The organism is Flavobacterium nitrogenifigens (genome assembly GCF_003254565.1).
GTDB classification, from domain to species: domain Bacteria; phylum Bacteroidota; class Bacteroidia; order Flavobacteriales; family Flavobacteriaceae; genus Flavobacterium; species Flavobacterium nitrogenifigens.
This window is the reverse complement of sequence record NZ_QJRI01000172.1, coordinates 169,751-196,505: the sequence shown is the minus strand read 5'-3', so window position 1 is coordinate 196,505 and position 26,755 is coordinate 169,751. Positions and strand designations below refer to the sequence as shown.

Below are 26,755 nucleotides of genomic sequence, written 5' to 3'. Positions count from 1 at the left end.
AAAGATTAGAACTTATCCCAGAACAATTTAGTATTTAATAAATCTCCACCAATATCAGCAGAAGCTTTAGTATAATTTGCTTTGTTAATATTTGCTTCTGCAGCTGGATAGGTATATCTAACTGGTACAGTAAAAATAAGCTTGTTTATAGCTGCTTGAGGCGCTTTTAATACAGGGAAATCTAATCTTCTGTAAGAAGTCCATGCCTCGTATCCTCTGTTGTAAAGAGCAAACCATGCTTGAGTACCAATTTTTTCTTTATATGTTGCACCACTTAAAGGATTACTATAATCTACTTTTGGACTTGCAATATAAGCATCAATAGCAGCAGCATCAGTCACTCCCCAGTCTGCCATAGAAGCTTTAATACCCGCTTCATAATATGTTTTTGCTTGAGCAGAACCACCTGGAATTAAATTTTTCTCTGCAGCTTCTGCTAATAGGAAATTCAACTCAGCGAAATCAAAGATAGTCCCAGGAAAAACTGGATTGTTTAATGTTGACGTTATTTGCGAATAAGATGTATAAACGTTTCCTGCACCATACGTTCCACCAACAAATGTTCTTCCTGCAGGAATAACTGGAGCTGGAGAAGTTAGATTCGTAAAAAATTTAGGCATCCTTGGATCTCCGCCAGGAACAATAGCATCCATAGCAGAAACAAAAGGCTCAGCAGGAATAAAATCAAATCTCTGGCTAGTTACTAAATCAGCATATAAAGGGTTTTGATTTCCTGATGTAGTCAAATAAGTCAATTTTGTATTGTCATTATTACCAGCCAAAGCACCAGAAGCAAGAGCTCCCTGAACTTGTGTAGTTGCATAAGCCGGATCGATATCAGACATATTAACTGCCATTCTAATTATCAACGAATTAGCAAATTTTGCCCATTTTGCAGTACTTGCAGCGTTACCTTGATAAATAATATCTGCCGCACCAAAGTTAGCAGCTGTACTGTTTGTTTTTAATATCGCAACGTCTGCATTTAATCTTTTAATAAGATCTTTATAGATTGTTTTTGCATCATCATAAGCTGGCAAAGGATATTTGTTAATATCAATTGCTTGCGAATAAGGAACATTTCCAAAAGTATCTACCAATACACTGTAAGCATAAGCTTCTAAAATATCGATAAGCGCTAATTTATTCTGCTTAACTGCTTCGTCAGCAGGAGTTGCAGGAGTTGTTGCTTCAATCATAACTCTTGAATCGTGAAAATCAGCAAGAACGTCTCTGTACAAAACCAAAAAGTGCGTATCAGGAATTTTTCTGTTTGTAATGTTATATTGGCTTTCATCAGGATAAGTGGTCTCTGTCCATTGCTGTGCAAATAATCTAAAAACATTATTATTCACACTAGTACTAACCATTTGATCGACTAATTTTTTCTCTGCATTTGTAAACAAATATTCCGCTTTGGTTGTTGTTGGTCTTTTCGGATCAACATTCATATCTGTAATGTCCTGGCTGCACGAAACCATCATACCAACCACAGACATTAATAAAAGTACTTTTTTCATGATTTAAAATTTTAATGTTAGGTTACAACCAATGTTTCTTGTTGTCGGAAGTGAACCTCCTGAATAACCTGATGATAAGTTACCTGAACTTAGACCACTTTCTGGATCTGCATCTGGAAGATTTTTACTGATGATCCATAAGTTAGAACCTACTAAAGAAAGACGTAAATCATTCAAACCTGCTTTAGCTATAAATTGTTTAGGAAAACTATACGTAATGCTTACCTCTCTTAATTTCACATAACTTGCATCATAAACAAATGCTTTTTGTGGATTATTATTGTAACCATAGATACTTCCAGCTACTTCAGGATTTGGTGTTCTTGTAGTATTTGGAGTACCATCTTCATTTACTCCAGGTAAAATAACACCTCCACCATTAGCCAATGTATTTCTTACTGGGTTTCCAAGTTCGTTGTTTCCTGCTGTAGTAGTATATAAACCAGAGCTTTGTCCGTAATATTGATCAAGAGAGAAAATATCTCCTCCTTTTTGAACATCAATTAAGAAACCTAAAGAAACCTGTTTGTAAGTAAATTTATTACGGAAGCCACCAATCCAATCTGGAGTAACATTACCAATTACATTAGTAGCAGTTGAAGTTTGCAAATACACTCCATTTTTAGTTACTCTTTGTCCGTCTTTGTAGATATAATCTTTTCCAAGAATATCACCATAAGCATGTCCTTTTGTACCAACGATACTAACACCACCTTGGAATGTACCAATTGTTAAAACATCAACACCTGGAGCTAGAGCTACAACTGTATTCTCATTTTTAGACCAGTTTACACCTAAATCCCATTGAAAATCTTTTGTTTTAACAGGAACCGCATTGAATATCAACTCAATACCTTTATTTTCTACTGATCCTGCGTTTATATACCTAGAAGAGTTACCAGTTGCAGTAGAATAATCTACTGGAAAAATTTGATCTTCACTTAAACTTTTATAAACACTTACCTCAAAACCTACTCTTCTGTCTAGGAATTGCATCTCTAAACCAAGCTCTTGAGATTTGGTTTTTACAGGATGCAAATCTGGGTTATTAGCCGTGTTTGGTCTTGAATAAAGTTGGTTTGACCCAAATGGATTAAATTTAGTGAATACATCTTGCAATGCATAAGGATCAATACTTCCTTGTGGATTCTCAGCATAACTCGCTCTAAATTTACCAAAAGTCAACCATGGCGCATTAATATGTTTTGTAAAAACATAACTCGCAGAAGCAGAGTATGTATTAACATCATTATTACCTTTTGGTAACATCGAGAATGCATCATTTCGTACAGTTCCTTCCACATAAAGGAAATCTCTAAATCCTACTGAAGCAGATGCATAAACACTGTTTACCGCTGAATTATCTTCAACCTCAACCGGGAATGGAGAAGGATTTACCGAATTTGATAATGCATAGATTCCTGGAATAATAAGTCCTCCATCTGTAGAAGCCAATGTAGAGGTGCGTCTAGTTCTTAATGCATTGTACCCAACTAAACCTGTCAATGAAAAATCTTCAGTAAGTTTTTTATTAAAGTTTAATGTAAACTGATAGTTTTGCTCAGAAAACATACCTGTATATTTTTGGTATCCTGAACCAACAGCTAAACGGTTAATTCCAAACGTTCCAGCCAAAGATCCTACCGCTTTTCTCTCTTCACGTAATTCTGAATAAGAATCTGTACTTACTTTTCCTGTAGCGTTTAACCAATCTGTAAATTTATAATCAAACTGTCCATAACCGATGAAACGGTTTCTTTCGTCATTTTGGTAGTTTTTATATCTTGTAAAATATGGGTTATCCCAATATTTAGGATTTGTATTTCCATTAGCAGGATCTGCCATGTTCCATGAAATATTTTGTCCACCTGAATTATTAAAAGCTTCTTTCTGAGATTGAATATCTACGTTAGTTCCCCACCATTGACGGAATAAACCTGCAACGTTATCACCACCGTAACCAGTAGTATTTCTACCCATTGTAGTTTGTGCTAAATAATTTGCAAAAACACTTACAGATAATTTATCTGTTAATTTGTGGTTGAATTTAATACTTGCATTATTTTTCTTCAATTCACTATTTGGTAAAATACCAGTCTCTTTATAGTTGTTGTAATTGATAACAAAATTGTTTTTGTCTGTACCACCTTCAAAAGAGATTGAGTTATTGAAGGTTTGAGCTGTTTGAAAAAATGTTATTGGACCATTTTTAGCTGCTACCCATGGAGATTTTTGTCCAAATTTTGAAGAATATGGAGAATATGACTCCCAAGTATAAACAGAAAGATTTGGATCAAATGCAACACCATAAGAAGCATCGTCTGTAGTACTTACCACTTGGTTACCATTTTTATCTATAACAAAAAACGCACCTGTTGGCCCAACTGGAGTTCCTTTTGGATTACCATTGGCATCGTAAGTTGGTCCATAACCTTGTCCGTATTTGTTTTGGTAAACAGGAAAAGTCTTTTTATCAACAGAACCAACACCAAACTCACTAGATATAGTTACTCCCATACCTTTTTGAGCTTTTCCTTTTTTAGTAGTAATCATAATTACACCATTACCAGCTTGAAACCCATATAAAGCAGATGCAGCAGCACCTTTCAATATGTTTAATGATTCGATATCATCAGAATTAATATCCATACCAGCATTACCATAATCATACGTATTACGAGCTCCTTGTGTTTGCGAACCTTGGCTTGAGTTTACGTTGGTATTGTTAATAGGCATACCATCAATAACAATAAGCATTTGGTTATTTCCAGTAAGGTTTTTAACACCTCTTGACACTACGTTTGTAGATCCTCCGAAGTTTGTATTTTTTCTAATATATACCCCCGCAGATTTCCCAGAAAGATCGTTTAGGAAGTTTGCGCTTGCTGTTCCTCCCGCTAAATCTTCTCCTTTTATTTCCTGAGTAGCATATCCAAGAGCTTTTTTCTCTCTCTTAATACCAAGGGCGGTAACAACAACACTTTCTAATTCTGTAGTATTACTAGTTAATTTTACATTTAATGCTGTAGAACTAGCGGCAACTTCTTGCGTTTTCATTCCAATGTAAGTAAAAATCAAGACTTCGCTTGACGTTGCTTTGATAGAGAATTTTCCATCAAAATCTGTTTGCGTTCCGCTTTTAGTTCCTTTAACTAATACACTCACACCTGGAAGAGGCAATCCTGCATTATCGGAAACTACACCCGAAACAGTTCTTTCTTGCGCAAAGGTTAGTTGCGTAATCAGCGCCACCAGAAGCACTAAGAATCCATTTAACTTTAGTTTCATTTTTAAAAATTTTGAATTAGTATCCGACAAACATCATAATATTTTCTTAAAACAACAATGCGATTCATTGATACTATATAACTTTTTTTTAATATTATTTTAACATGTGTTTATTTTGAAATAATTAATTAACGCAAAATTAGCGATATATGAAATTTTATACATAAAATACTGTAATTTTGTTAATTAAAATATTAACATTTATTTAACATTTAAAGCAAGAATTACCTCAAAAAAAAGAGGTAAAGAAGCAAAACAGAAGTAAGTATTATCCCGCATAAAAACCAAATAAATAAAACATTCTACACTGAAAATGTTTCATTTGACAAATTTTTAATTTAGATTTCATTATCAAATTGTAACAAATTGTAAATCAAGTCTTATAAAACTGAATTTTTATATTTTATAATCAATTTTAAAAAATCAACAATTAAACATTCTGCAAAAAAAATCATAAAATTCAATAGTTTTTACCTGATTTTACTGAAGATCACAAGCTTTTAATCAATCTGAAAAATCATGAAATTTGCGCCAATTTTGATGGCAATATGTCCACTCCAAAAAATGCAAATATCTCTGGGAACCTATTACTGATTTTCAGAAAAAAAAGCACCATATTTGCTTTTTTAAACTCGAAAAAATGCTTGAAAAAAATTTCTCAGGATTTGTTTTAGAAAGTGGTACCGATGAAGCCGGAAGAGGGTGTTTAGCTGGACCAGTTACTGCTGCTGCTATAATTTTACCTGAACAGTTTGAAAATAAAATTCTGAATGACAGTAAACAATTGTCCGAAAAAACAAGAGCGCTTTTAAGACCTATTATTGAAGAACAGGCGGTTTGTTTTGCCGTTACGCATTTGTTTCCAGATGAAATTGATGAAATAAATATTCTAAATGCGTCAATGAAAGGAATGCAGGAATGTATTTTAAAATTAAAGCATGTTCCTGAATATATTATTGTTGATGGGAACCGCTCTTTAAATGCCAAACTCGGACTTAAAAACACTTTCGGAAAACAGTTTTCTCAAGATGAAATTGCGCTTTTAAAATCGATTCCGAACCAAAGTATTATAAAAGGTGATGGAAAATATTTAAGCATTGCAGCTGCGTCTGTTTTAGCAAAAACGTATCGTGATGAATACATGGACAAAATTCACGAAGAGTATCCAATGTACAACTGGAAACAAAACAAAGGATATCCGACTAAAGAACATCGAGAAGCTATTAAAGAATTTGGAACTACAAAATATCACAGAATGAGTTTTAGGCTTTTGCCTGAACAATTAGAACTCGATTTGTTTTAATAAAAAAACGACCTATTATCTAGGTCGTTTTTATTACTTTTTGCTTTTTAAAAACTCAGCAAATGTTTTTGTGTCATAATAAAAAGGTCTAACTGCAGTAATTTTACCATCTTTCAAATCAAAATGTTCTGAAATCGGAACTGACATTGTTTTGCCTGACTTTTTAGATTTACAGTTTATTGTAAAATAAATGATTACTTCATTTTTAGAAACATCACTAAAATAAGTCGGTTCTTTTTCTATCTGAAGATCAAAAAACTCCGTCGATTTTGTAAACATCTTTGTCCATTCGCTAAAACCAGTGTAAGTTCCGCCATAAGGCAATCCAGCGGCCTGATTGTAAACTGCTCCATCTGCCACTACAGTTGCCAAAGCATCAAAATCTTTTGTTTTAAAAAGGCTCTCATAATATTTTGCCACTACATTTAAATTATCAGCCTCAAGATTTTTCAAAACATCAGCTTCAGACAAAGTCGCTCCTTTATCCCAAAAACCGATAATTTTACTTACTTGCCCTTTACCATTTAGACGTGCAAAATCGCGGCCTGCCATTACAAGATTGTTTTTAGAATCAAGAACTTTCCATTCCCACGTTACGTAATTGTCTTTTACAATTTTTGGTCCTGATGTTAATACAGCATCTGGGTTTTTCTTATAAAATTCGTTAATTACATTATTAAAGGCCGCAATTCCTTTTATCGAAGCCGAAGGATCTTCAAAAGTACTGTCTTCTAACCAGATTGATTTAATCATTTTTAATCTGGTATCGCTGTTCTTTTCCTGCCACACTTTTTCATAAACTGCAACTGGATATAATTTATCTTTCTTTTGTGCAAAAAGACCATTAAGCGCAAAAAGGAAACAGAATAAGTAGATTTTTCTCATAAGCAATCAGAAATAAAATGAAATTTAAATTTAATAGTACAAAACCAAATTTAGCATAAAAAGCTAAGAGAACTACAAGAAGTCTAGAATTTGCCATCCCTTCAAAATCTTAACTTTTATAAGATGGTTTTTCAGTTTTTCAATATAAATTTAAGAAAAAAACGCTTTCTATTTAAAAAACGAGCTCCGTTTCCTCATTCACAAGCAAAATAACAACCTAAAAAAACATTTATCACTCAAAATAAAAAACCCGTTTCAAATGAATACTTGAAACGGGTTAATTTTTATTAGCAACTGTTTTTAAACAAATTCAGCTTCAAAAAGCTCGGTCAAATGTTTGATGATTTTAGATTTTACTTCTTCTTCATCTACTTTCTCTACACCAAGTTCTACATTTAAAGATGTAACGCCTTTTCCGCGAATTCCACACGGAATTATATTATCAAAATATCCTAGATCGACATTTGCGTTTAAGGCAAACCCGTGCATGGTCACCCATCTTGAAGCGCGAACGCCCATTGCACATATTTTACGAGCAAACGGAGTTCCAGCACCAAGCCAAACACCTGTTTCTCCTTCACTTCTACCCGACTCCAAACCATATTCTGCCAAAGTCAAAATAATAGACTCTTCCAGCAAACGAAGGTATTTATGAATATCGGTAAAGAAATTTTCTAAATCTAAAATCGGATAACCTACAATCTGTCCTGGTCCGTGATACGTAATATCACCTCCACGATTAATTTTATAAAAAGTCGCTCCTTTGGCTTCTAGCTGTTTTTCGTTTAATAACAAGTTTTCAAGATCACCGCTTTTTCCTAAAGTATAAACATGCGGATGCTCTACAAACAATAAATAATTTGGTGTTGGCAGATCTAATTCTTCTCTTCTGTTCTTTATTTTTAAATCGACTATATCTTTAAAGATTTCTTCTTGATATTCCCAAGTCGATTTATAGTCTCTTTTGCCCAGATCCTGAAGTTGGATTTTTTTATTCATTTTAATTATTTTTCAAACTCAACATCAAAGTTAAGCTTCTCGGGATTCTCCATATAATCCGTAAAAGAGTATTGAATTGTAATTGATTTTCGGTCGTCGCTAAACAAAGCATTGGGGTTAGAGACTTTCTTAATCTTTTTTGGAAAATGATAATTTACAATATAACTAGACGAAGCAAACATCATTTTAGTCATATCAGCAGCCGTATCTTTTGCCTTTGCAGCCTGTAGTTTCTCCTGATCGATTACTGCTTTTCTTGTAAATTTCTTTCCGTCATAAGTATAGCTTAATTTACTTTTGTTATCTCCAAAACCATTTCCAAGTGGACTTGCATTAGCTCCTCCTTCTAATTTTTGGAATGTGCTTAAAGTCTGTAAAATGTCCTGCAGTTCATTGACATTTTTAAAATCTGTTCCTAAATTCATTAGAAACTGTTTTTTCTCTGAACTCATTTTGGTGGATACCACGAAATTTTCTAGCTTTTTAAGCTCTTTCTGAGTTTCTGGTGATAGCTTCGCAATACTGTCTTTTTTTTCTTCAAACAGCTGCTTGAAAGTAAAAGTAGTATCAATATCTTTTTTAGCGTTGCCCATTTGACCTGCAATCTGATCTCCAGCCATTTCCATTAAAGCAGAACCATCCATGTCAACCGAAAATTTTCCGGTTCCATTATCATTCACGTAAATGTTTTCAGTAAAAGTACAGCTTGTTAATGTCGCTATTAAAAAAGAAAAACTCAGTAATTTATATAATTTCATCGCAGTATATTTTTATCAAAGATACAAAGACTATTTTTAAAAATGCATTTTAATGAAAACCTTCAATTATTGCTCAAACTCTACTTTGAAACCAAAATCTACATTACTTTCCTGCATGTTATCTAAAGGAACTTCTAAAGTAAAACCTTTTCTATCTTCGGTTATTACTGCTTTCTTTAGTGAAATGGTTTTGATTTTTTTAGGAAAATGATATTCAGCTATATACTTACATTCCTTTATCATTTCTTCCATTTTTTTTGAGAATGGATCATCGCTTTTTTCTTTCTTAGCTTCTTTTTTCTTTTTAGCCTTTTTATCATCTTTAGCAGGCGTTACAGCCTTTATAAAAACCTTACCATCATAAAAAATAGTCGTGGTTGCTTTTTCTTCTGGTTTGGGTGCAGCACTTAGAAGTCCAAAATTCTTTTTGTCTGCCGCTGCCAACCCTTCTAAACTTTCTGCCGGAGTTGCAATAGATTTATAACCTGTTCCACTAGGAAAATCAAATGCCATAGCATATTCGAATTGCTTTTTTTCGTCATTTACCTTTATGCTTACTTTAAAATTCTCTAAAATTTCAAGTTTCTCTTTTTCTTTTTCAAGTAGCTCTAGTTTTTCTTTATCTCCATTTGGAAGTTTAGAGATGCTGTCTTTTATTTTTTCTAGAACATCTTTGAAAGTAAAAGTAGTATCTAAGACTTTATTGACTTTGGTCGAATCTGATTTTTTCATTCCCATTTTATACATTGGTGACATATCAAATCCGTAAGAGAAAGTTCCAGATCCATCTTCGTTCACGACCACCTGTTCCTTAAGCGTACAGCTTGTAATACAAAATACAATAAAAAAGCAAAGTAGAATTCTTTTCATAATTGAGGTTTAAGTTATTTGAGCGAAGATACCTTCTTTTAAAAATTATTTGAGATTTTTATTCTAAAACTACTTCCAGATTCGTGATTTCAGGATCTCTCAAAAAATCTGAAATCAGAAGCTCTAAGGTTAAAGATTTTCCATCTGAGCCAATAGTGGCTTTTGAGTTGGAAACAGATCTTATCTTCATCGGGAAATGATACTTTAAAGTATAATTTTGAACCAAATTTGAAGCGCCGTATTTAGCAACAAATTGTTCTGATTCTCTTTTTGCTTTTTCAAATTCAGCAGCATTTATAATGGAAACTAAACGTTTAAAAGTTTTCCCATCAAAATCATACGTGATTCTATAATAATAATTTTCTGCAGATAAAGCGTAATTATGCTGAATGTCTGATGCATAATTTTCGGTTTTAAATAAATCTGGAATTTCGGAAACTTTATTAAAATGAAGCGAAAGTTCATTTTTATATTCTTTTTCAAAAGAGCTTCTTTTTAAATGCACTTTTACTTTAGCATATTTTTGAAATAACTGCTGCTCTTCTGCTTTATACTTTACGAAGTTTTCGTTGTATTTATTGATATAATCTTGAAAGATATAAGTTGTATCCTGAAAAACATTTTCTTTAGAATATTCTTCTCCTGCTATTTGCATATAACTGTTTTCTTCTCGAATCTGTTCTATTTCTACAGTACCACTTCCGTCTGATTTTATGGTAATTGTTTCTGTAATTTGACAGCTTGCAAAAGAAATTAGCACAAGAAAAACAGATAAATATTTCATTTTTTTTAAAGAAGATAAGGTTTTAAGTGGCCAAGATACAAAGTTTTTTTTTAGTCGATTTCTTACAGAAATATTTTTCGTTTTTTAACCTTATGAAAAACAAAAACTTCTAATCTAGCCCCGATAGAAATGGAAATCCTTTTGTGCCGGGGTTCGGCACGAAAGATTGAAATGTATAGCGGGACTAAAGTTGATTGAAACCCAATAAATTGCTGCTTCAAAAAATCTAAAAACTGCATTAAAAAATCTACATTCTTTTCTTTATCTTTGCACACTTAAAAAACAGAGCACAAAATGGCATTATCAGAACAAGAAATCATCAGAAGAGAAAAACTTCAAAACTTACGCAATCTGGGAATCAATCCTTATCCAGCTAATCTTTTTCCTGTAAATCATACTTCGAAGCAGATAAAGGAAACTTTCGAGGAAGGTAAGAAGGTTATCGTTGCAGGACGTTTGATGAGTGTTCGTGATCAAGGTAAAGCTTGTTTTGCTGAATTACAAGACAGCGAAGGACGTATTCAATTGTATGTGAATCGTGATGTTTTGTGCGAGGGCGATGATAAAACTTTATACAACCAAGTATTCAAAAAATTAACCGATTTAGGTGATTTTATTGGTATTGAAGGTGAATTGTTTACTACACAAGTTGGTGCAAAATGTATTCGTGTAACTGGTTTTACTTTCTTGAGTAAAACATTGCGTCCGTTGCCTTTACCAAAAGTTGACGAAGATGGAAAAGTACACGATGCTTTCAATGACGCTGAATTACGTTATAGAATGCGTTATGTAGATTTAACTGTAAATCCGCAAGTTAAAGAAACTTTCCTTAAGAGAACTAAATTGTTCACTGCAATGAGAGAGTATTTTAATACTGCAGGATACCTAGAAGTTGATACCCCAGTTTTACAGTCAATTCCTGGTGGAGCTTCGGCAAGACCATTTATTACACACCACAACTCGCTTGATATTCCGCTTTACATGCGTATTGCAAATGAGTTATACTTAAAAAGATTAATTGTTGGTGGATTTGAAGGTGTTTATGAGTTTTCTAGAAACTTCCGTAATGAAGGAATGGACAGAACGCATAATCCTGAATTTACTGCAATGGAAATATATGTAGCCTACAAAGACTACAACTGGATGATGGACTTTGCTGAAGGTTTATTAGAGCATTGTGCAATTGCCGTTAACGGAACTAGCGAAGTTACTTTTGGCGAGCACAAAATCAACTTTAAAGCGCCTTATGCTCGTGTTACCATGACCGATTCTATCAAACATTTTACAGGTTTTGATATTTCTGGAAAAACAGAGCAAGAATTGTTTGAAGCTGCAAGAGGAATGGGAATCGAGGTTGACGAAACAATGGGTAAAGGAAAATTGATTGATGAAATTTTTGGAGCAAAATGCGAAGGAAATTATATTCAGCCAACTTTCATTACAGATTATCCAAAAGAAATGTCTCCGCTTTGTAAAGAGCACCGTGATAATCCAGATTTGACGGAACGTTTTGAATTAATGGTTTGCGGAAAAGAAATCGCAAATGCATATTCTGAACTTAATGACCCTATTGACCAAAGAGAGCGTTTTGAAGATCAGATGCGTTTGGCAGCAAAAGGTGATGATGAAGCAAACGGAATTATCGATGAAGATTTCTTAAGAGCTCTTGAATACGGTATGCCTCCAACTTCTGGAATGGGAATTGGAATGGATCGTTTGATTATGTATTTAACAAACAATGCTTCTATTCAAGAAGTGTTATTGTTCCCTCAAATGCGTCCGGAGAAAAAACAAGCTCAAATCGAACTTTCTGACGAAGAAAAATTCATCATTGACTTGCTTACAAAAAATGAAAATAGAATGGATTTAACGCAGCTAAAAATTACAGCTAACTTAAGTGGTAAAAAATGGGATGCGTCTATGAAAAACTTATCTAAACACGGTTTAACTAAAGTCGTTGTTGACGGAGAGTTTAAATTTGTGGAATTGGTGGGATAATTATTATCCTATTTTATTATAAATACAGCCCAGCAGGTTTGAATCTGCTGGGCTTTTTTATTTAAATTGCCTAAACAGAAAACAACTTAACCATGAATAATCAAGAAATTTATCAATTGGATGAAGAAGAAATAGATATCATCAGACAAAGTGAAGAAGATATAAAATATGGCAGAGTCATTTCTCAAGAAGATTTAGATAGACAAAATTTGGAATGGCTCTCTTAATTTTAAACAACAAACCCGACAGGTTTTAAAAACCTGTCGGGTTTAGTTTTAACTTTCAATTGAAATTTAAAACGAATACTTCTCCAATTTTTCCCCTTGAATATCCAAAACCTTTGTGCTTTCTTTTGGAACATCACCTTTTATAACCTGCTGAACAGAAGGATTGGATGGATATTTTCCGCTTTTCATTTTTAGAAGATGAAATTTTCCTCCGCTTTCAAATATAAGATCATAAAATTTTTCTGTTGATGAAGTGGTTACATAAATAGGAAAATCGGCTACAGTGAAACGATTAATTACGCTTCCATCATTTTTTAAAATATAACCCGAACAGCCTCCGCTTCCGCAGAAATACGGATTTGAGAAACCTACAAAATATTCATTTTTCTGATCGTTATTTAAATCAAAAGCATCATAATAAAAATAACGTTCTTCTTTTGTCAATGCAGGAATGTCATTCTTTAATAAAACCAATAACTGTTTACGGATTAACTCTACTGCTTTATCTTTTTTTGAAGTAACTTCACTCAAATCTGCAGTTCCACCAAGTGTTTTAGACAATGTATCCTGAACAATTGTTTTTACAATATTTTTCGAATTGTCTTTATTCTGACAAGAACTCAATGTCAGAATTGTGATTAGAATTAAAATCTTATTTTTCATAATCCTATATTTTAAATTCGTTATAATTTACACCAGCAATGCCGATTTATTTTCAATATCATTTCGAGTCAGCAATGATTTTATATTGTTAAAAGTCACCAAAGCAATCTGCGTTAAAGCTTCATTGGTAAAAAATGCCTGATGCGCGGTTACCAAAACATTCGGAAAACTCATCAAACGCTGAATCGCATCATCTTGTATAATATCTGCAGAAAGATCTCTAAAAAACAGTTTTTCTTCCTGTTCATAAACATCAATTCCTAAATAGCCAATTTTCCCTTCTTTTAAACCTTCAATTACAGAAGAAGTTTCAATCAATCCGCCACGGCTTGTATTGATAATCATAACACTGTCTTTCATAAAAGAAATAGAAGTAGTATTGATAACATGCTTCGTCTGCTCATTTAGCGGACAATGAAGCGAAATAATATCACTTGATTTAAAAATCTCTTCTAAACCTACAAAAGAAACGCCGTCCTTTTTCATTTCTTCACTTTCCACAATATCATAAGCCAAAACTTTACAGCCAAAACCTAATGCAATTTTAGAAAATGCTTTTCCGATATTTCCTGTGCCGATAATTCCAATTGTTTTCCCGAATAAATCAAAACCTAATAATCCGTTTAATGAAAAATTCTGTTCGCGAACTCTGTTGTAGGCTTTATGTGTTTTTCGGTTTAAAGTCAAAATCATTGCCATGGCGTGTTCGGCAACTGCCTGAGGCGAATATGCGGGAACACGGCAAACTTTTATTTCATGTTTTTTAGCCGCTTCCAAATCGACATTATTAAATCCAGCGCAACGTAAAGCAATTATTTTTACTTTTTTTTCTGCTAATTGATTAATAACCGTTTCATTTACAATATCATTTACAAAAACACAAACAATCTCGCACTCTTCAATTAAAGCTACTGTCTGAGGATTTAACTGTGTTTCGAAAAAGTTCAACTGAAAACCAAAGCCTTCGTTGTATTTATTAAAAAACGTTTTATCGTAAGGCTGAGTAGAGAAAAAGGCAATTTTGCTGTTACTTGGTTCCATAAATTTGATTTTGAATAGTTCCTTAAAATTACGGATTTTATTTTAAAGTAATTTAAGACATAAAAAAAGAGCTTATTAAGCTCCTTAATTATCTTATGTCTCTGCTATTCCACCAACTGCTACTATTTTATTATCTTTTAATTTAATTTCAATACCATGTTCTGTATCTAAATCATAACGAATTGGCATTTTAATCTCATTTCCTTTTAAAATCCTTACGTATAGTAATTCTTTAATGTATTCAAAATGTTTTTCTTTGGTATCAATATTTAAAGGCTCCTCTCCCGACTGTTTTGAATCCTCATAATATTTTGCATAAATCTTTTTATAGCGAAGAAAAGCTTCTTCTTTTATTTGAAGAATAATATCATCAATATTTTCTAAAAAACTGCTATACGTTTTCTCAAAACCATCTAATTCTTCATTTGTTGGAAGCTCTTCAATTTCTTCTCCATCTTCATCAAATTCTTCTCCTAAAAAAACTTGAATTTCATCATCTTTAAAATGTGAAATTTTAAAAAGCTTATTGCCTGAAATTCCTGCCCAGTCTTCTTGAATTTCACCCCAAAATTTATGATTCATAATTTATACTTTTTTTACAAACTTAAGCTTAATCTATTATTCTCAAAATTCCAATTTAAATTCATTCTTCAAAAAAAAACTAAAAATCAATCTGTTAAATAAAACATAATTTTAAATATAAGATTAAACCTAAAGATTTTAATAAAGTCTAATCTGAAAACAATTAAAAAACTTGAATATGAAAAAATTATTTATCGCAGCTATGCTATTTGTTGGAATAGCGAGTTTTGCACAAGACATGGATCAAAAACCAGCGCGTGAGCAAAGAGAAAGAATGACGCCTGAACAGCGTAATGAGAAACAGCTTCAAAAACTGACGACAGAATTAAGTTTAGATGTTAACCAACAAGCACAGGTAAAACAGCTTTTAGCAGACAGAAGCGCAAAAGCCGAAAAATTTAGAGAAGCTAGAAAAGAAAAAAAAGACAGTAACACAAAACCAACTGCTGAAGAAAAAGCAGCTTTCAAAAAACAAATGGAAGACGAAGTCGCAGCAAATGATGCCAAAATGAAATCGATCTTAAAAGCTGATCAATACACAAAATGGAAAGCGCTGCAAGAAGAGAAAAAAGACAAAATGAGAGATAAAATGAAAGAGCGCCAAAAAGATAAAATCTAATTTGATGCATAAAAAAAGAGGCTTTAAAAGCCTCTTTTTTGTTATTTAAAATGTTTTCGAAACTTTATCGATCGCATTAATTGTAAAATCTAAATCTTCGTAAGTCAATGCATCTGTAATAAACCACGTTTCGTATGCAGATGGCGCAATGTAAACACCTTCTTGCAATAATCCGTGGAAGAATTTCTTAAACGTTTCGTTATCACCTTTCGCAGCAGTCTGAAAGTCGGTTACCGGATTTGCATCAAAGTGAACCGAAATCATAGAACCTACTCTATTGATTGTAAATACAACGTTATTTGCTTTTAAAACTCTGTCAATTCCTGCTTCTAAATACGCTGTTTTTTCTTCTAAACGAGTAAAAATTTCTCTATCGCTATCTAAAGCTTTTAACATTGCATATCCCGCAGCCATCGCCAAAGGATTTCCAGACAATGTTCCTGCCTGATAAACTGGTCCAAGAGGCGCTAAATAATTCATGATTTCTTCGCGTGCAGCAAAAGCTCCAACAGGAAGTCCTCCACCGATAACTTTTCCGAAAGTCACAATATCAGCATCAATTCCGTATAATTCCTGAACTCCTCCACGTGCTAAACGGAAACCTGTCATTACTTCATCAAAGATCAATAAGATTCCGTTTGCAGTACATAAGTCTCTTAAACCTTGCAAGAAACCTTCTTTAGGCACAATACATCCCATATTTCCTGCAACTGCTTCGATAATAATCGCCGCAATTTCTCCTTTATTAGCTTCAATTAAAGTTTTTACATTCTCTAAATCATTGTACTTTGCTAATAAAGTATCTTTTGCAGTTCCTTCTGTAACTCCTGGACTATTTGGAGATCCGAAAGTTACAGCGCCACTTCCTGCCTGAATCAAGAATGAATCAGAATGTCCGTGGTAACAGCCTGCAAATTTGATGATTTTATCTCTTTTTGTAAATCCGCGAGCCAGACGAATTGCGCTCATACAAGCTTCTGTACCTGAATTTACAAAACGTATTTTATCAATATTTGGAACCATAGAAACGGCTAGAGCTGCAATTTCTGTTTCCAATTCTGTTGGCATTCCAAATGAAGTTCCCAGTTTTGCTTTTTCGATTACAGCATCAACAACTGGCTGATAAGCGTGGCCTAAAATCATTGGTCCCCAAGAGTTGATATAATCTATTAATTTATTTCCGTCTTCATCATATAAATACGCGCCTTTAGCACTTTTTACAAAAATCGGAGTTCCGCCAACCGCTTTAAACGCTCTTACTGGTGAATTTACTCCTCCTGGAATTACTTTTTCTGCTTCAGCAAAAAGCTGACTACTTCTTTTGTATAACATTTTTTATTTTAGATTTTAGAGTTCAGATTTTAGACTATAACCTGAAAACTTATTTTTGGATTTTTTTTAGATTGTTTGAAAACTTAGACTGAACACTAAAAACTGAACACTGCCCACTTAATTACTTAACCTTAAGTCTCTGCCCGATCGAAATCGCATTATCGGTTAGATTATTCTTCTTTTTTAAATCTTCAACCAATAAATTAAATTTCTTTGAAATTGAATATAATGTATCTCCTTTTTGAACCTCATACAAATTCGGATCGTATTGATTCATATTGATCTTTGGATCAGAAGCAACATCATAAGATGATTTTTTTGGTGGAGCCGAAGTATTTATTGGCACATAATTTCTTCCTGTAACCTGACAATCGTATTGATGCAGATTATATCTTTCAATATAACTAATTAATTTATCTGGATATTTAGGATCTGTTGCATAACCGCAAGCTCTAAGTCCTTTTGCCCAAGCTTTGTAATCGTCTTTTTCATAAGTGAATAAGCTAGCATATCGTTTTTTTCCAACCAAGAATAAAGCGTGATCTCTATACGATTCTGATGCCTGAGGATATTTTCTAAAACATTCCTGAGCCGAGTCATCGTCATGGCGAACACTTTCTCCCAACCAATCATTATGACATTTTATTCCAAAATGATTATTAGCATCTACAGCCAAATCTCCTCTTCCTGCACCCGATTCTAAAATTCCCTGTGCCAGAATAATACTCGCCGGAATTCCGTAAATCTTCATGTTTCCCATTGCAATTTCTTTGTACTGCGACACATAATTATTAATCAAATCACTGGTAACAACTGTTTTAGATGTAGATTGAATAACCTCAGTTGTATTGTTTGTAGAAGGGTAATTTTTACCGATTGGTTTAGTAGGAGTACTTCTTTTTGTTGCCGCCGTTCGAGTTTGAACTGCTGCCGCTTTTTTAGTCGTCGCGATGGCAGGCTTACTAGAAGAGCAGCTTGCTAAAGCTAATATTACGAGAAGTAATACAATTTTTTTAATCATTGGTTTTGAGTATTGGTAATTTCTTCTGCTTCAGCTTTATATTCATTCCGTCAATTCCTTGCAATCCGCCTGTGTGAATGAGCAAAATTTTTGAATGTGCAGGAAAATAATTTTTGTTTATTAAATCTATAACGCCAAAAACCATCTTTCCTGTATAAATTGGATCTAAGGGCACTTTTGTTTCTTCAAAAAAAGCATTAATAAATTCAATTAATTCTAAATTTATCTTGCCATAACCTCCAAAATGATAGTCAGAAATTAAATTCCAGTTATCCTTTTTTGCAAAAATACGAATTTCATCGGTTAAAAAATCACCTTTTAACGCTGGAAAGCCCAAAATTTTCTGATTTTGCAGCGAACTATTAATTAATCCCGAAATCGTACCACCCGTTCCAACTGCACAGCAAACGTAATTAAAAACCGAATCTTCATCTGTCAAAATCTCTTCACAGCCTTTTACGGCAAGTTCATTTGTGCCTCCTTCGGGAACGAGATAAAAATCGCCAAATTTATCTTGCAGCTTTTCTATAAAAGATTCTTCACTTTTTAAACGATACTCCTCTCTCGAAACAAACTCAAACTGCATTCCGTTTTCCTGAGCAAATTTCAAGGTTGGATTTTCTTGTATTTTATCTAAAAGCTCGTCTCCGCGAATGATGCCGATAGTTTTAAAGCCATGCTCTTTTCCTGCATAAGCCACGGCTGCAATATGATTGGAAAAAGCTCCGCCAAAAGTCAATAAAGTCGCTTTGTTTTCGTCTTTAGCCTGAAGTAAATTGTATTTCAGTTTTCTAAATTTATTTCCTGAAACGAAAGGATGAATTAGATCTTCGCGCTTTATTGTCAAAGAAATATGATTCGGAAAATCGATATTTATATGTTGATTGAAAACCTTCATTTTAATTTGATGTAATTCAAAAACTGAAAAAATGATCTGTTTTTAAGATAATTTAAATTGGTTTCGTTTGTATAGGCTTCTCTTTCAAAACTGATATTTCGGTACGCTAAATCTTTGTTTTTGTATTGGATGAAACGAATTAAAAACTCAAAAACATACCAAATAAAGAATGGAAGAATTAACATTTCTAATTGCTGACGTAAATGTATCTTTTCGTGATTGACAAAAACTCCATTTGCTTTATCAAAATCATATTTTACCAAAACAAACGGAAACACAGCCATTCCTCGATATCCTTTCGGAATTAAATATTTGGCAACAATCAGAAACATTGGCTGTAAAATTTATAAATTTGTAGCTATAAAATTGTTCGATTTCAACAAAATCATAATCAAATATTTTTATTTTTGATTTTTAATTATTCGAAAAAGAACGCGAAGCAGATTTATGAAAGAGCAAAGTAATGAAAATAAATTAATCGAAGGCGAAGATTTTTACTATACGCCCGAAGGTTACAAATGCTTTACTGAAAAACATCATTTAAAACGTGGTTACTGCTGTAAAAGTGGCTGTCGCCATTGTCCGTACGGATTTGATAAAAGAACAGGAGAAATAAGAAGAAAAACGAATTAGATAATTTAAATAAATTCCAAATTCTAATCTAAAATTTAAAATCAACAATCTAAAATATTAATATGGATATCCATTCACGAAAATTCAGGATTAAAATCCACAAGTCCTATCATAGGTCGGATATCCGTTATCCTTAGTTTTTTTAATTAGAAAATGTGACAATTTGCCAATGAGTCAATTTGAAAATGGGATAATTAAAATAAATTCCAATTTCCTCGGCTGATATTTCGCTCCGATGGAGCTTTTATATTGGGTGATTATTGTCTTCTATAAATATTTCGCCTTTCCAAGGCTTTATTTTATCAGCTTCAGAGGAGCTAAATATTTATAGAACCAATTAACCGTCAGTCGCATTTAAGCCCCAGCGGGGCGACATAATTTTATAAAAAATAAAAAATTAATCTGTTGTTAATCTAACTAAAATACCTTAGCGTCTTAGAACCTTAGCAACTTAGCATCTCTAAAAAAAAATGACTTTCAAAGAACAAATACAACAAGGAATACCTTCTATATTACCACCAAAACAGGCATACGATCCAGCAATTAATCATGCTCCGAAAAGAAAAGAAATCCTTTCGGCAGAAGAAAAAAAGCTGGCTTTGAAAAATGCTTTGCGTTATTTTGATCCAAAACATCACGCTGAACTAATCCCTGAATTTTCAGAAGAATTAGAAAAATACGGGCGTATTTATATGTATCGTCTTCGTCCAGATTACAGAATGTACGCAAGACCGATCGACGAATATCCTGGAAAATCATTGCAAGCAAAAGCGATTATGCACATGATTCAAAACAATCTGGATTATGCTGTAGCGCAGCATCCGCATGAATTGATTACGTATGGCGGAAACGGTGCTGTTTTCCAAAACTGGGCGCAATATTTATTGACGATGCAATATTTGTCTGAAATGACAGATGAGCAGACTTTGACAATGTATTCAGGTCACCCAATGGGATTGTTTCCTTCTCATAAAGAAGCACCAAGAGTTGTGGTTACCAACGGAATGGTGATTCCTAATTATTCAAAACCTGATGATTGGGAAAAAATGAACGCTTTAGGAGTTTCACAATACGGACAAATGACAGCGGGAAGTTATATGTACATTGGCCCACAGGGAATTGTACACGGAACAACTATTACAGTTTTAAACGGTTTTAGAAAAATAAAACAAAATCCTGAAGGAAGTTTATTTGTAACTTCTGGTCTTGGCGGAATGTCTGGTGCACAACCAAAAGCAGGAAATATCGCCGGATGTATTACTGTTTGTGCTGAGGTAAATCCGAAAATCACCAAAATTCGTCACGAGCAAGGTTGGATTAACGAAGTGGTAACTTCTACAGACGAACTGGTTGCCAGAGTCGCTTTGGCGAAAGCCAATAAAGAAACTGTTTCTATTGCTTATTTAGGAAATGTGGTGGATGTTTGGGAACGTTTTGATCAGGAAAACATCAAAATTGATTTAGGTTCAGATCAGACTTCACTTCATAATCCTTGGGCTGGAGGTTATTATCCGGTTGGAATTTCGTTTGAAGAAGCAAATGATTTGATGGCAAATAATCCAGAATTATTCAAAGAAAAAGTTCAAGAAACTTTACGCCGTCATGCAGCAGCAATTAATAAACACACCGCAAAAGGAACTTACTTTTTTGATTACGGAAATGCCTTTTTACTAGAAGCTTCACGCGCTGGTGCAGATGTAATGGCAGCAAATAATATCGATTTTAAATATCCGAGTTATGTTCAAGATATTATGGGACCAATGTGTTTTGATTACGGATTTGGTCCTTTCCGTTGGGTTTGTACATCTGGAAAGCCTGAAGACTTATTAAAAACAGATGCCATTGCTTGTGAAGTTTTAGAGAAAATGGCAGAAACTGCTCCAAATGAAATTCAGCAGCAAATGCAGGATAATATCAAATGGATAAAAGGTGCTCAAGAAAATAAATTGGTCGTAGGTTCTCAAGCTCGAATTCTTTATGCCGATGCTGAAGGTAGAATTAAAATTGCTGAAGCTTTTAATCAGGCAATTGCAAAGGGAGAAATTGGTGCAGTGGTTTTAGGACGCGATCACCATGACGTTTCTGGAACAGATTCTCCTTACAGAGAAACTTCAAACATCTACGACGGCTCTCGTTTTACTGCCGATATGGCGATTCATAATGTGATTGGAGACAGCTTTAGAGGAGCAACTTGGGTTTCTATTCATAATGGCGGTGGCGTTGGCTGGGGAGAGGTTATAAATGGCGGATTTGGTATGGTTCTTGATGGTTCTACTGAGGCTTCAAAACGCTTAGCTTCAATGCTTTTCTGGGATGTTAACAACGGAATTTCCAGAAGAAGCTGGGCTAGAAATGAAGGTGCTGTTTTTGCTATAAAAAGAGCCATGGAAGTTGAGCCATTATTAAAAGTAACTTTACCTAATCTAGTCGATGAAAGTTTGCTTTAAAATAACGTAATGTCATCCTGAGCGAAGTCGAAGGCTTATAGAGACGAAAGGGCTTTGACTACGCTAAGCCTGACAGATTTAAAAAAGAATATTAATTCTTAGAAATATGAAAACACTTAAGTTAATTCCGTTTTTGCTACTGCTGATATTTACTTCTTGCAGTACTGTGACCGTTTATTCTGATTATGACAAAACTGTCGATTTTACGCCTTATAAAACGTATGCCTATTTTAAGCCCGGAATTGACAAGGTTGAAATATCAGATTTAGACAAGAGAAGAATTCTACGTGCAATTGATGATCAGATGCAAGCTAAAGGTTTTACAAAAAGTGAAAATCCTGACTTGCTGGTAAACATTTTTACAAAATCAAGAGAGCAAGTAGATGTAAACCAATTTACCGCGGGCTGGGGTTACGGTTGGGGCTGGGGTTGGAATCCTTACATGATGTACGGAGGTCAAACTACAGTTTCAACTTCTACTGAAGGCACTTTGTATATTGATTTAATCGATGCTAAAAAGAAAGAAATGATCTGGCAAGGTGAAGGAGTTGGAACTTTGACAAGAAACATTGATAAAAAAGATGAAAAAATTGCTGAATTCGTTGCTAAAATTTTAGCGCAATATCCGCCAGTTAAAAAATAGTTTTCAGTCGCAGTTGACAGTTTTCAGTTTTTGTAAAACTTTAAATAGTTGCGAACTTTTCAGAAATAATTAATACATTTGCGCTTCAATCAGTAAAGAAAATGACAAACTTTAACAACATTATTATCGCTATTATTAGCATTATTGCAATTCAGCAGTAATGGCGAGGTGTTATATAAGTTTGTAAAATATAATTTATAGAAACCTCCCAATTGGGAGGTTTTTTATTTTAAAGAGATTTTAAATCGCCACGAATTACACAAATTAGCACGAATTATTTTTTTTTCTAAAAATAATAAAATTAGTGTCAATTCGCGTAATTCGTGGCAAAACGAAAAACATCATGAGTTTATTTGACGAAGTACTTAATGCCCAAAAGCATCTTGAGAATGTAGTTGCTGCAACGCCTTTAACGCAAAATTTAAATCTTTCAGACGAATTTGAATCGACTATTTTATTAAAAAGAGAAGATTTACAAATTGTTCGTTCGTATAAAATTAGAGGCGCTTACAATAAGATTTCTTCGTTAAGCGAAAAAGAAAAAGCGAACGGAACTGTATGTGCCAGTGCAGGAAATCATGCTCAAGGAGTTGCCTATTCTTGCAATCTTTTAAAGATTCATGGTAAAATTTACATGCCAAAAACCACTCCAAAACAAAAAGTAAAACAAGTTCAGCTATTCGGAAAATCGTTTGTTGAAATTGTTTTAACTGGAGATACTTTTGATGATGCTTATGCTTCAGCAACTGCGGATGCTATCAAAAATCACAAAACATTCATTCATCCTTTTGATGATGAAAAAGTAATCGCTGGTCAAGGAACTGTAGGATTAGAAATCTTAGAAAGTTTTAAAGAACCAATCGATTATGTTTTTGTTCCTATTGGCGGCGGCGGACTGGCTTCTGGTTTATCTGAGGTTTTTAAACATTTAAGTCCGCATACAAAAATAATTGGTGTTGAACCCAAAGGTGCTCCTTCGATGAAAACTTCAATTGAAGAAAATAAAAATACGGCACTAAAAACTATAGACAAATTTGTTGATGGTGCTGCTGTAAAACAAGTTGGCGACAAAACTTTTGAAATCTGCCGATATAATTTAGAAGATATTATTCTGGTTCCAGAAGGAAAAGTCTGCACAACCATTTTGAGATTATACAATGAAGAAGCAATGGTGGTTGAACCTGCCGGAGCTTTAACTATTGCTGCTTTGGATTTTTATAAAGATAAAATTAAAGGCAAAAACGTAGTTTGCATTGTAAGCGGAAGCAACAACGACATTGAAAGAACAGCCGAAATAAAAGAACGTTCTTTACTTTACGAAGGTTTAATGCATTATTTTATGATTCAGTTTCCACAGCGACCAGGAGCTTTAAAAGAATTTGTCAATAATATTTTAGGCCCAGACGATGATATTACATATTTTCAGTTTGCGAAGAAAAATAGTCGTGAAGTAGGTTCTGTTGTGGTTGGTTTAGAATTGAAAAACAAAAATGATATTATGCCAATTAAATTGAAAATGACCGAAAATGGTTTTGAGTTTCAATACCTGAATGACAATCAGGATTTGTTTACGCAATTGATCGGATAAAATAAAAAACAAAGGCTGTCAGATAAGATGACAGCCTTTTCACATTCAATACAAATTACTAATTGAATTGTGGATGTAATTATTGCTTCAAGATTTTTTTCGAATAAGAACCTTTGCTATCGTTAACTTTTACAATGTAAACGCCTTTTGGTAATCGAGAAATTTCTACTTCAGCTTGATTTCCTTTTACAAATTTTACGTTTTTCTTTAAAACTGGCTGTCCAGTAATATTGAAAACCTGTACTTCTGCATCTCCTTCATGATTAGTATCAATTTTTAAAGAGTCATCTGCTTCATTTACAAAAATGGTCATGTCATTTGAGCTTGTATTTTCAACTACAGGTGTTTGCGTGGCTAAAGCACTTTTTGCTGCAGAAGATTCAACCTGTACAAACTGCCATTGCTGATTTAAGCCTCCTGTATAAGCCCAAACTTGAATATTGGCACCATTTGCTGTAGAAACATTTTCAACATCAAGCGATTTGCCACTGTTTACGTTTATAATTTTGTAATATCCTGTACCAAGACTTGTTACCGTCCATTTAAATTCATTTGAAGATGAGAATGTTTTTTGCTGTACTTTTAACCCATCAGCTGTTCCGTTGTTTTCAACAGCCAAATACATTCCTGTCGATTTTATGATGATATAATAATTCCCGCTTCCATCAGAAACAAATTTCCATCTTTGGTTACTTCCTCCTCCATTTGTTATATCGTACTGCTGAATTCTGCTTCCGCTTGTCGTAGCATTATCTGCAACATCTAAACCTTTATTGCTGTTTCTTGAAATAATGTTATAATACCCTGGAAATCCTGTTGAACCAGCCGTTACAGTAATTGCGCTTGTTGCTGTTTTAGCACCATCAACAGTTGTTGCAGTGATTGTTGCATTTCCTGCAGCAATTGCAGAAACCAATCCGTTTGAGTTTACTGTAGCCACAGAAGTATTGCTCGAACTCCAATTTACTGCAGTATTTGTAGCATTGCTAGGAGAAACTGTCGCTGTCAATTGCTGTGACTGACCCGCTGTAAGCGTTGCAGAAGTTGGGCTTACGCTAACTCCCGTAACCGCAACTGGGTTTGATGTTCCCCAAGTAAAAGTAACCGCAGAAGACGCTGGAACTGCATAATTAAATGCTGATGATCCCGAAACTACTTTTATCGTATTTGATGATCCTCCAGAATTATAAATTACAAGTGCAGTTGAACCATCAGGGTTTTTAAATGCAACTGAAGAAATACTTCCGCTTGTACTTGAAGAATTAATTCTTACTGCACCCGGTTTCACATATTTAGAAATCTGACCAATAATATAATATGCAACATTTTTACTATAACTAGTACTATTATTAACCGTGATAGCGCCTAAACAAGTACTGCATCCTCCAGGAGTACGAGGGCCAAGACTTGAGTTGTTCGCAGCATTCCATTCTAAAACTGTTTTAGACCAGTTATTTGTACTTCCAATAACAACGTTTTGCATATGCCAGCCAAAATCTCCGCTAAAGCTTCCGCCTGAACCCGTGTATTGTTCGGTAAAATAAACGTTTTTATTGGTTTGAGTTTTTACCGTTGACATGGCTGAAATGTTTCCTAAATACAAGTGAAATGCCGCTCCGTCAACATAAGAACTATTATTTAAAACATCGATTGGATAAGCTGTATTATCGCAATTGTGATCGAAAGCAATAATTTTGATGTTTCCGTAACCCGCAGCTGCCATTTGAGGGCCAAGCTGTTGATTGATGAAATTCTTTTGTTCTGTAGAATTCATCAGCATACTTGGTTCATTGTTTGGATTTTCTGGTTCGTTTTGCGGTGTAATTCCCCAAATATTAATACCTTGTGCTTTCATAGCATCAAAATATTTTACGAAGTATTTTGCATACGCTGCATAATATTGCGTTTGAAGAGATCCTCCAACCCAAGATCCGTTGGTTTTCATCCATCTTGGTGCAGACCAAGGTGTTGCCAAGATTTTGATGTTAGGATTAATCAATAAGATTTTTTTAAGAATTGGAACCAAATAAGTCAAATCTGGTCCGTTCAAACTAAAATTGTTCATATTGGTGTCGCCCGAAGTTTCATTATAACTGTAAGATGAACTGCTTAAATCTGAAGCGGCAATACTAATACGAACTACGCTTGCATTTAATCCCGTTGTTGGATTGTACAAATCATTCAACAGTTGGTTTTGCTGTGTCGCTGCCATTCCAGAAATGACTTCACAGCTTCCTTCGGTAAGGGTATAACCAAATCCGTCCATAGTTTGATAGGTCGTTCCTGCATTTACTGTTACAGTTGAAGGATTGGTTCCTGAGTTGGTTCCGAAACTTACTGTTGCCTGTTGCTGTAATAGTTTCGTTTGATCTCCTGTGGTCATCCACGGAGTTACCGTCTGAGCATTTAAGCTGTTCATGAATAAAAGCGTACCGCAACATAATAGTTTCAACGCTTTACTTACCCGAATTGTAGGTGTTTGAGTAGTTTTGTGCATTCTTTTGTGGTTTTGGTTTGATAATTAGTTTTTTCTTATTTATTCAGTTTTATTTTACTAAAACAGCACAATATTATGAGTATTTTTATAACATTCTTAATTTTTTAACTTTACAAATACACATCAAATTAAAAAAACTGATATAACAAAAACTCATCT

Annotated in this window: 23 protein-coding genes; 8 read left to right on the top strand and 15 right to left on the bottom strand. The window is 33.8% G+C overall.

Annotation, left to right across the window (positions count from 1 at the left end; genetic code table 11):
- Positions 1–5 precede the first annotated feature (5 nt).
- Together DM397_RS10070 and DM397_RS10065 are read right to left on the bottom strand one after the other, a co-directional pair.
- On the bottom strand, positions 6–1,520 hold the full coding sequence (locus tag DM397_RS10070; protein WP_239457834.1) for a SusD/RagB family nutrient-binding outer membrane lipoprotein: 1,515 nt from the start codon (positions 1,518–1,520) through the stop codon (positions 6–8).
- A 3-nt stretch (positions 1,521–1,523) separates the two neighbouring features.
- Positions 1,524–4,808: a SusC/RagA family TonB-linked outer membrane protein gene (locus DM397_RS10065; RefSeq protein ID WP_111377403.1), complete on the bottom strand. Its 3,285-nt coding sequence runs from the start codon at positions 4,806–4,808 to the stop codon at positions 1,524–1,526.
- Between the two features lie 640 nt (positions 4,809–5,448).
- Here DM397_RS10065 and DM397_RS10060 point away from each other — a divergent pair.
- On the top strand, positions 5,449–6,111 hold the full coding sequence (locus tag DM397_RS10060; RefSeq protein ID WP_111377402.1) for a ribonuclease HII: 663 nt from the start codon (positions 5,449–5,451) through the stop codon (positions 6,109–6,111).
- A 33-nt stretch (positions 6,112–6,144) separates the two neighbouring features.
- On the opposite strand, the gene DM397_RS10055 is transcribed toward DM397_RS10060, so the two are convergent.
- The 5 genes from DM397_RS10055 to DM397_RS10035 all read right to left on the bottom strand — a co-directional run bounded on the left by DM397_RS10055 (position 6,145) and on the right by DM397_RS10035 (position 10,407).
- Positions 6,145–6,996, bottom strand: coding sequence for a nuclear transport factor 2 family protein (locus DM397_RS10055; protein ID WP_111377401.1), 852 nt, complete (start codon positions 6,994–6,996; stop codon positions 6,145–6,147).
- A 300-nt stretch (positions 6,997–7,296) separates the two neighbouring features.
- Positions 7,297–7,995, bottom strand: coding sequence for a lipoyl(octanoyl) transferase LipB (gene lipB / locus DM397_RS10050; protein ID WP_111377400.1), 699 nt, complete (start codon positions 7,993–7,995; stop codon positions 7,297–7,299).
- 5 nt (positions 7,996–8,000) lie between these two features.
- Entirely contained in the window at positions 8,001–8,753 is a 753-nt protein-coding gene (locus DM397_RS10045; RefSeq protein ID WP_111377399.1) for a hypothetical protein, read from the bottom strand.
- A 66-nt stretch (positions 8,754–8,819) separates the two neighbouring features.
- Positions 8,820–9,623, bottom strand: coding sequence for a hypothetical protein (locus DM397_RS10040; RefSeq protein WP_142479108.1), 804 nt, complete (start codon positions 9,621–9,623; stop codon positions 8,820–8,822).
- Positions 9,624–9,681: 58 nt separating this feature from the next.
- Entirely contained in the window at positions 9,682–10,407 is a 726-nt protein-coding gene (locus DM397_RS10035; RefSeq protein ID WP_111377397.1) for a hypothetical protein, read from the bottom strand.
- Positions 10,408–10,701: 294 nt separating this feature from the next.
- On the opposite strand from DM397_RS10035, the gene lysS reads away from it, so the two are divergent.
- Together lysS and DM397_RS24100 are read left to right on the top strand one after the other, a co-directional pair.
- Entirely contained in the window at positions 10,702–12,405 is a 1,704-nt protein-coding gene (gene lysS / locus DM397_RS10030; RefSeq protein WP_111377396.1) for a lysine--tRNA ligase, read from the top strand.
- 92 nt (positions 12,406–12,497) lie between these two features.
- Entirely contained in the window at positions 12,498–12,632 is a 135-nt protein-coding gene (locus tag DM397_RS24100; protein ID WP_260677870.1) for a hypothetical protein, read from the top strand.
- A gap of 66 nt (positions 12,633–12,698) precedes the next feature.
- On the opposite strand, the gene DM397_RS10025 is transcribed toward DM397_RS24100, so the two are convergent.
- From DM397_RS10025 to DM397_RS10015, 3 genes are all read right to left on the bottom strand, one after another.
- On the bottom strand, positions 12,699–13,295 hold the full coding sequence (locus DM397_RS10025; RefSeq protein ID WP_111377395.1) for a hypothetical protein: 597 nt from the start codon (positions 13,293–13,295) through the stop codon (positions 12,699–12,701).
- A 27-nt stretch (positions 13,296–13,322) separates the two neighbouring features.
- Complete coding sequence (locus tag DM397_RS10020) at positions 13,323–14,336, bottom strand: 2-hydroxyacid dehydrogenase (protein WP_111377394.1); 1,014 nt, start codon at positions 14,334–14,336, stop codon at positions 13,323–13,325.
- Positions 14,337–14,429: 93 nt separating this feature from the next.
- The gene (locus DM397_RS10015; RefSeq protein ID WP_111377393.1) at positions 14,430–14,918 is read right to left on the bottom strand and encodes a DUF6985 domain-containing protein; all 489 of its coding nucleotides are present in this window, start codon (positions 14,916–14,918) and stop codon (positions 14,430–14,432) included.
- Between the two features lie 178 nt (positions 14,919–15,096).
- Between DM397_RS10015 and DM397_RS10010 the strand changes: the two genes are divergently transcribed.
- Positions 15,097–15,537, top strand: coding sequence for a hypothetical protein (locus tag DM397_RS10010; RefSeq protein WP_111377392.1), 441 nt, complete (start codon positions 15,097–15,099; stop codon positions 15,535–15,537).
- Between the two features lie 45 nt (positions 15,538–15,582).
- Here the strand turns inward: DM397_RS10010 and hemL are convergent, their stop codons facing one another.
- From hemL to DM397_RS09990, 4 genes are all read right to left on the bottom strand, one after another.
- Positions 15,583–16,869, bottom strand: coding sequence for a glutamate-1-semialdehyde 2,1-aminomutase (hemL, locus tag DM397_RS10005; protein WP_111377391.1), 1,287 nt, complete (start codon positions 16,867–16,869; stop codon positions 15,583–15,585).
- 121 nt (positions 16,870–16,990) lie between these two features.
- Positions 16,991–17,890: a glucosaminidase domain-containing protein gene (locus DM397_RS10000; protein ID WP_111377390.1), complete on the bottom strand. Its 900-nt coding sequence runs from the start codon at positions 17,888–17,890 to the stop codon at positions 16,991–16,993.
- A complete protein-coding gene (locus DM397_RS09995) occupies positions 17,883–18,788 on the bottom strand; it encodes a 1-aminocyclopropane-1-carboxylate deaminase/D-cysteine desulfhydrase (protein WP_111377389.1) in 906 nt (301 codons plus the stop codon). Before DM397_RS09995 ends, DM397_RS10000 begins: the two co-directional genes overlap by 8 nt.
- Entirely contained in the window at positions 18,785–19,120 is a 336-nt protein-coding gene (locus tag DM397_RS09990) for a hypothetical protein (RefSeq protein ID WP_111377388.1), read from the bottom strand. Before DM397_RS09990 ends, DM397_RS09995 begins: the two co-directional genes overlap by 4 nt.
- A 115-nt stretch (positions 19,121–19,235) precedes the next feature.
- Here DM397_RS09990 and DM397_RS09985 point away from each other — a divergent pair, with 115 nt between their 5' ends.
- The 4 genes from DM397_RS09985 (at position 19,236) to ilvA (ending at position 24,099) form a co-directional block, all read left to right on the top strand.
- Positions 19,236–19,421: a DUF5522 domain-containing protein gene (locus DM397_RS09985; RefSeq protein WP_111377387.1), complete on the top strand. Its 186-nt coding sequence runs from the start codon at positions 19,236–19,238 to the stop codon at positions 19,419–19,421.
- Positions 19,422–19,891: 470 nt separating this feature from the next.
- Positions 19,892–21,868, top strand: a complete 1,977-nt coding sequence (locus DM397_RS09980) for a urocanate hydratase (RefSeq protein ID WP_111377386.1) — start codon at positions 19,892–19,894, stop codon at positions 21,866–21,868.
- Positions 21,869–21,974: 106 nt separating this feature from the next.
- Entirely contained in the window at positions 21,975–22,511 is a 537-nt protein-coding gene (locus DM397_RS09975) for a DUF4136 domain-containing protein (protein WP_111377385.1), read from the top strand.
- A gap of 343 nt (positions 22,512–22,854) precedes the next feature.
- On the top strand, positions 22,855–24,099 hold the full coding sequence (gene ilvA / locus DM397_RS09970) for a threonine ammonia-lyase IlvA (RefSeq protein WP_111377384.1): 1,245 nt from the start codon (positions 22,855–22,857) through the stop codon (positions 24,097–24,099).
- A gap of 79 nt (positions 24,100–24,178) precedes the next feature.
- Here ilvA and DM397_RS09965 read toward each other — a convergent pair whose 3' ends face one another.
- Positions 24,179–26,596 (bottom strand): RICIN domain-containing protein, encoded by a 2,418-nt coding sequence (locus DM397_RS09965; RefSeq protein ID WP_111377383.1) that lies wholly within the window; start codon positions 26,594–26,596, stop codon positions 24,179–24,181.
- Between the last annotated feature and the right edge of the window lie 159 nt (positions 26,597–26,755).

Coding starts and splice junctions, on each gene's coding strand:
- DM397_RS10070 (WP_239457834.1), bottom strand. CDS start 1,520: ATGAAAAAAGTACTTTTATTAATGTCTGTGGTTGGTATGATGGTTTCG.
- DM397_RS10065 (WP_111377403.1), bottom strand. CDS start 4,808: ATGAAACTAAAGTTAAATGGATTCTTAGTGCTTCTGGTGGCGCTGATT.
- DM397_RS10060 (WP_111377402.1), top strand. CDS start 5,449: ATGCTTGAAAAAAATTTCTCAGGATTTGTTTTAGAAAGTGGTACCGAT.
- DM397_RS10055 (WP_111377401.1), bottom strand. CDS start 6,996: ATGAGAAAAATCTACTTATTCTGTTTCCTTTTTGCGCTTAATGGTCTT.
- lipB (WP_111377400.1), bottom strand. CDS start 7,995: ATGAATAAAAAAATCCAACTTCAGGATCTGGGCAAAAGAGACTATAAA.
- DM397_RS10045 (WP_111377399.1), bottom strand. CDS start 8,753: ATGAAATTATATAAATTACTGAGTTTTTCTTTTTTAATAGCGACATTA.
- DM397_RS10040 (WP_142479108.1), bottom strand. CDS start 9,623: ATGAAAAGAATTCTACTTTGCTTTTTTATTGTATTTTGTATTACAAGC.
- DM397_RS10035 (WP_111377397.1), bottom strand. CDS start 10,407: ATGAAATATTTATCTGTTTTTCTTGTGCTAATTTCTTTTGCAAGCTGT.
- lysS (WP_111377396.1), top strand. CDS start 10,702: ATGGCATTATCAGAACAAGAAATCATCAGAAGAGAAAAACTTCAAAAC.
- DM397_RS24100 (WP_260677870.1), top strand. CDS start 12,498: ATGAATAATCAAGAAATTTATCAATTGGATGAAGAAGAAATAGATATC.
- DM397_RS10025 (WP_111377395.1), bottom strand. CDS start 13,295: ATGAAAAATAAGATTTTAATTCTAATCACAATTCTGACATTGAGTTCT.
- DM397_RS10020 (WP_111377394.1), bottom strand. CDS start 14,336: ATGGAACCAAGTAACAGCAAAATTGCCTTTTTCTCTACTCAGCCTTAC.
- DM397_RS10015 (WP_111377393.1), bottom strand. CDS start 14,918: ATGAATCATAAATTTTGGGGTGAAATTCAAGAAGACTGGGCAGGAATT.
- DM397_RS10010 (WP_111377392.1), top strand. CDS start 15,097: ATGAAAAAATTATTTATCGCAGCTATGCTATTTGTTGGAATAGCGAGT.
- hemL (WP_111377391.1), bottom strand. CDS start 16,869: ATGTTATACAAAAGAAGTAGTCAGCTTTTTGCTGAAGCAGAAAAAGTA.
- DM397_RS10000 (WP_111377390.1), bottom strand. CDS start 17,890: ATGATTAAAAAAATTGTATTACTTCTCGTAATATTAGCTTTAGCAAGC.
- DM397_RS09995 (WP_111377389.1), bottom strand. CDS start 18,788: ATGAAGGTTTTCAATCAACATATAAATATCGATTTTCCGAATCATATT.
- DM397_RS09990 (WP_111377388.1), bottom strand. CDS start 19,120: ATGTTTCTGATTGTTGCCAAATATTTAATTCCGAAAGGATATCGAGGA.
- DM397_RS09985 (WP_111377387.1), top strand. CDS start 19,236: ATGAAAGAGCAAAGTAATGAAAATAAATTAATCGAAGGCGAAGATTTT.
- DM397_RS09980 (WP_111377386.1), top strand. CDS start 19,892: ATGACTTTCAAAGAACAAATACAACAAGGAATACCTTCTATATTACCA.
- DM397_RS09975 (WP_111377385.1), top strand. CDS start 21,975: ATGAAAACACTTAAGTTAATTCCGTTTTTGCTACTGCTGATATTTACT.
- ilvA (WP_111377384.1), top strand. CDS start 22,855: ATGAGTTTATTTGACGAAGTACTTAATGCCCAAAAGCATCTTGAGAAT.
- DM397_RS09965 (WP_111377383.1), bottom strand. CDS start 26,596: ATGCACAAAACTACTCAAACACCTACAATTCGGGTAAGTAAAGCGTTG.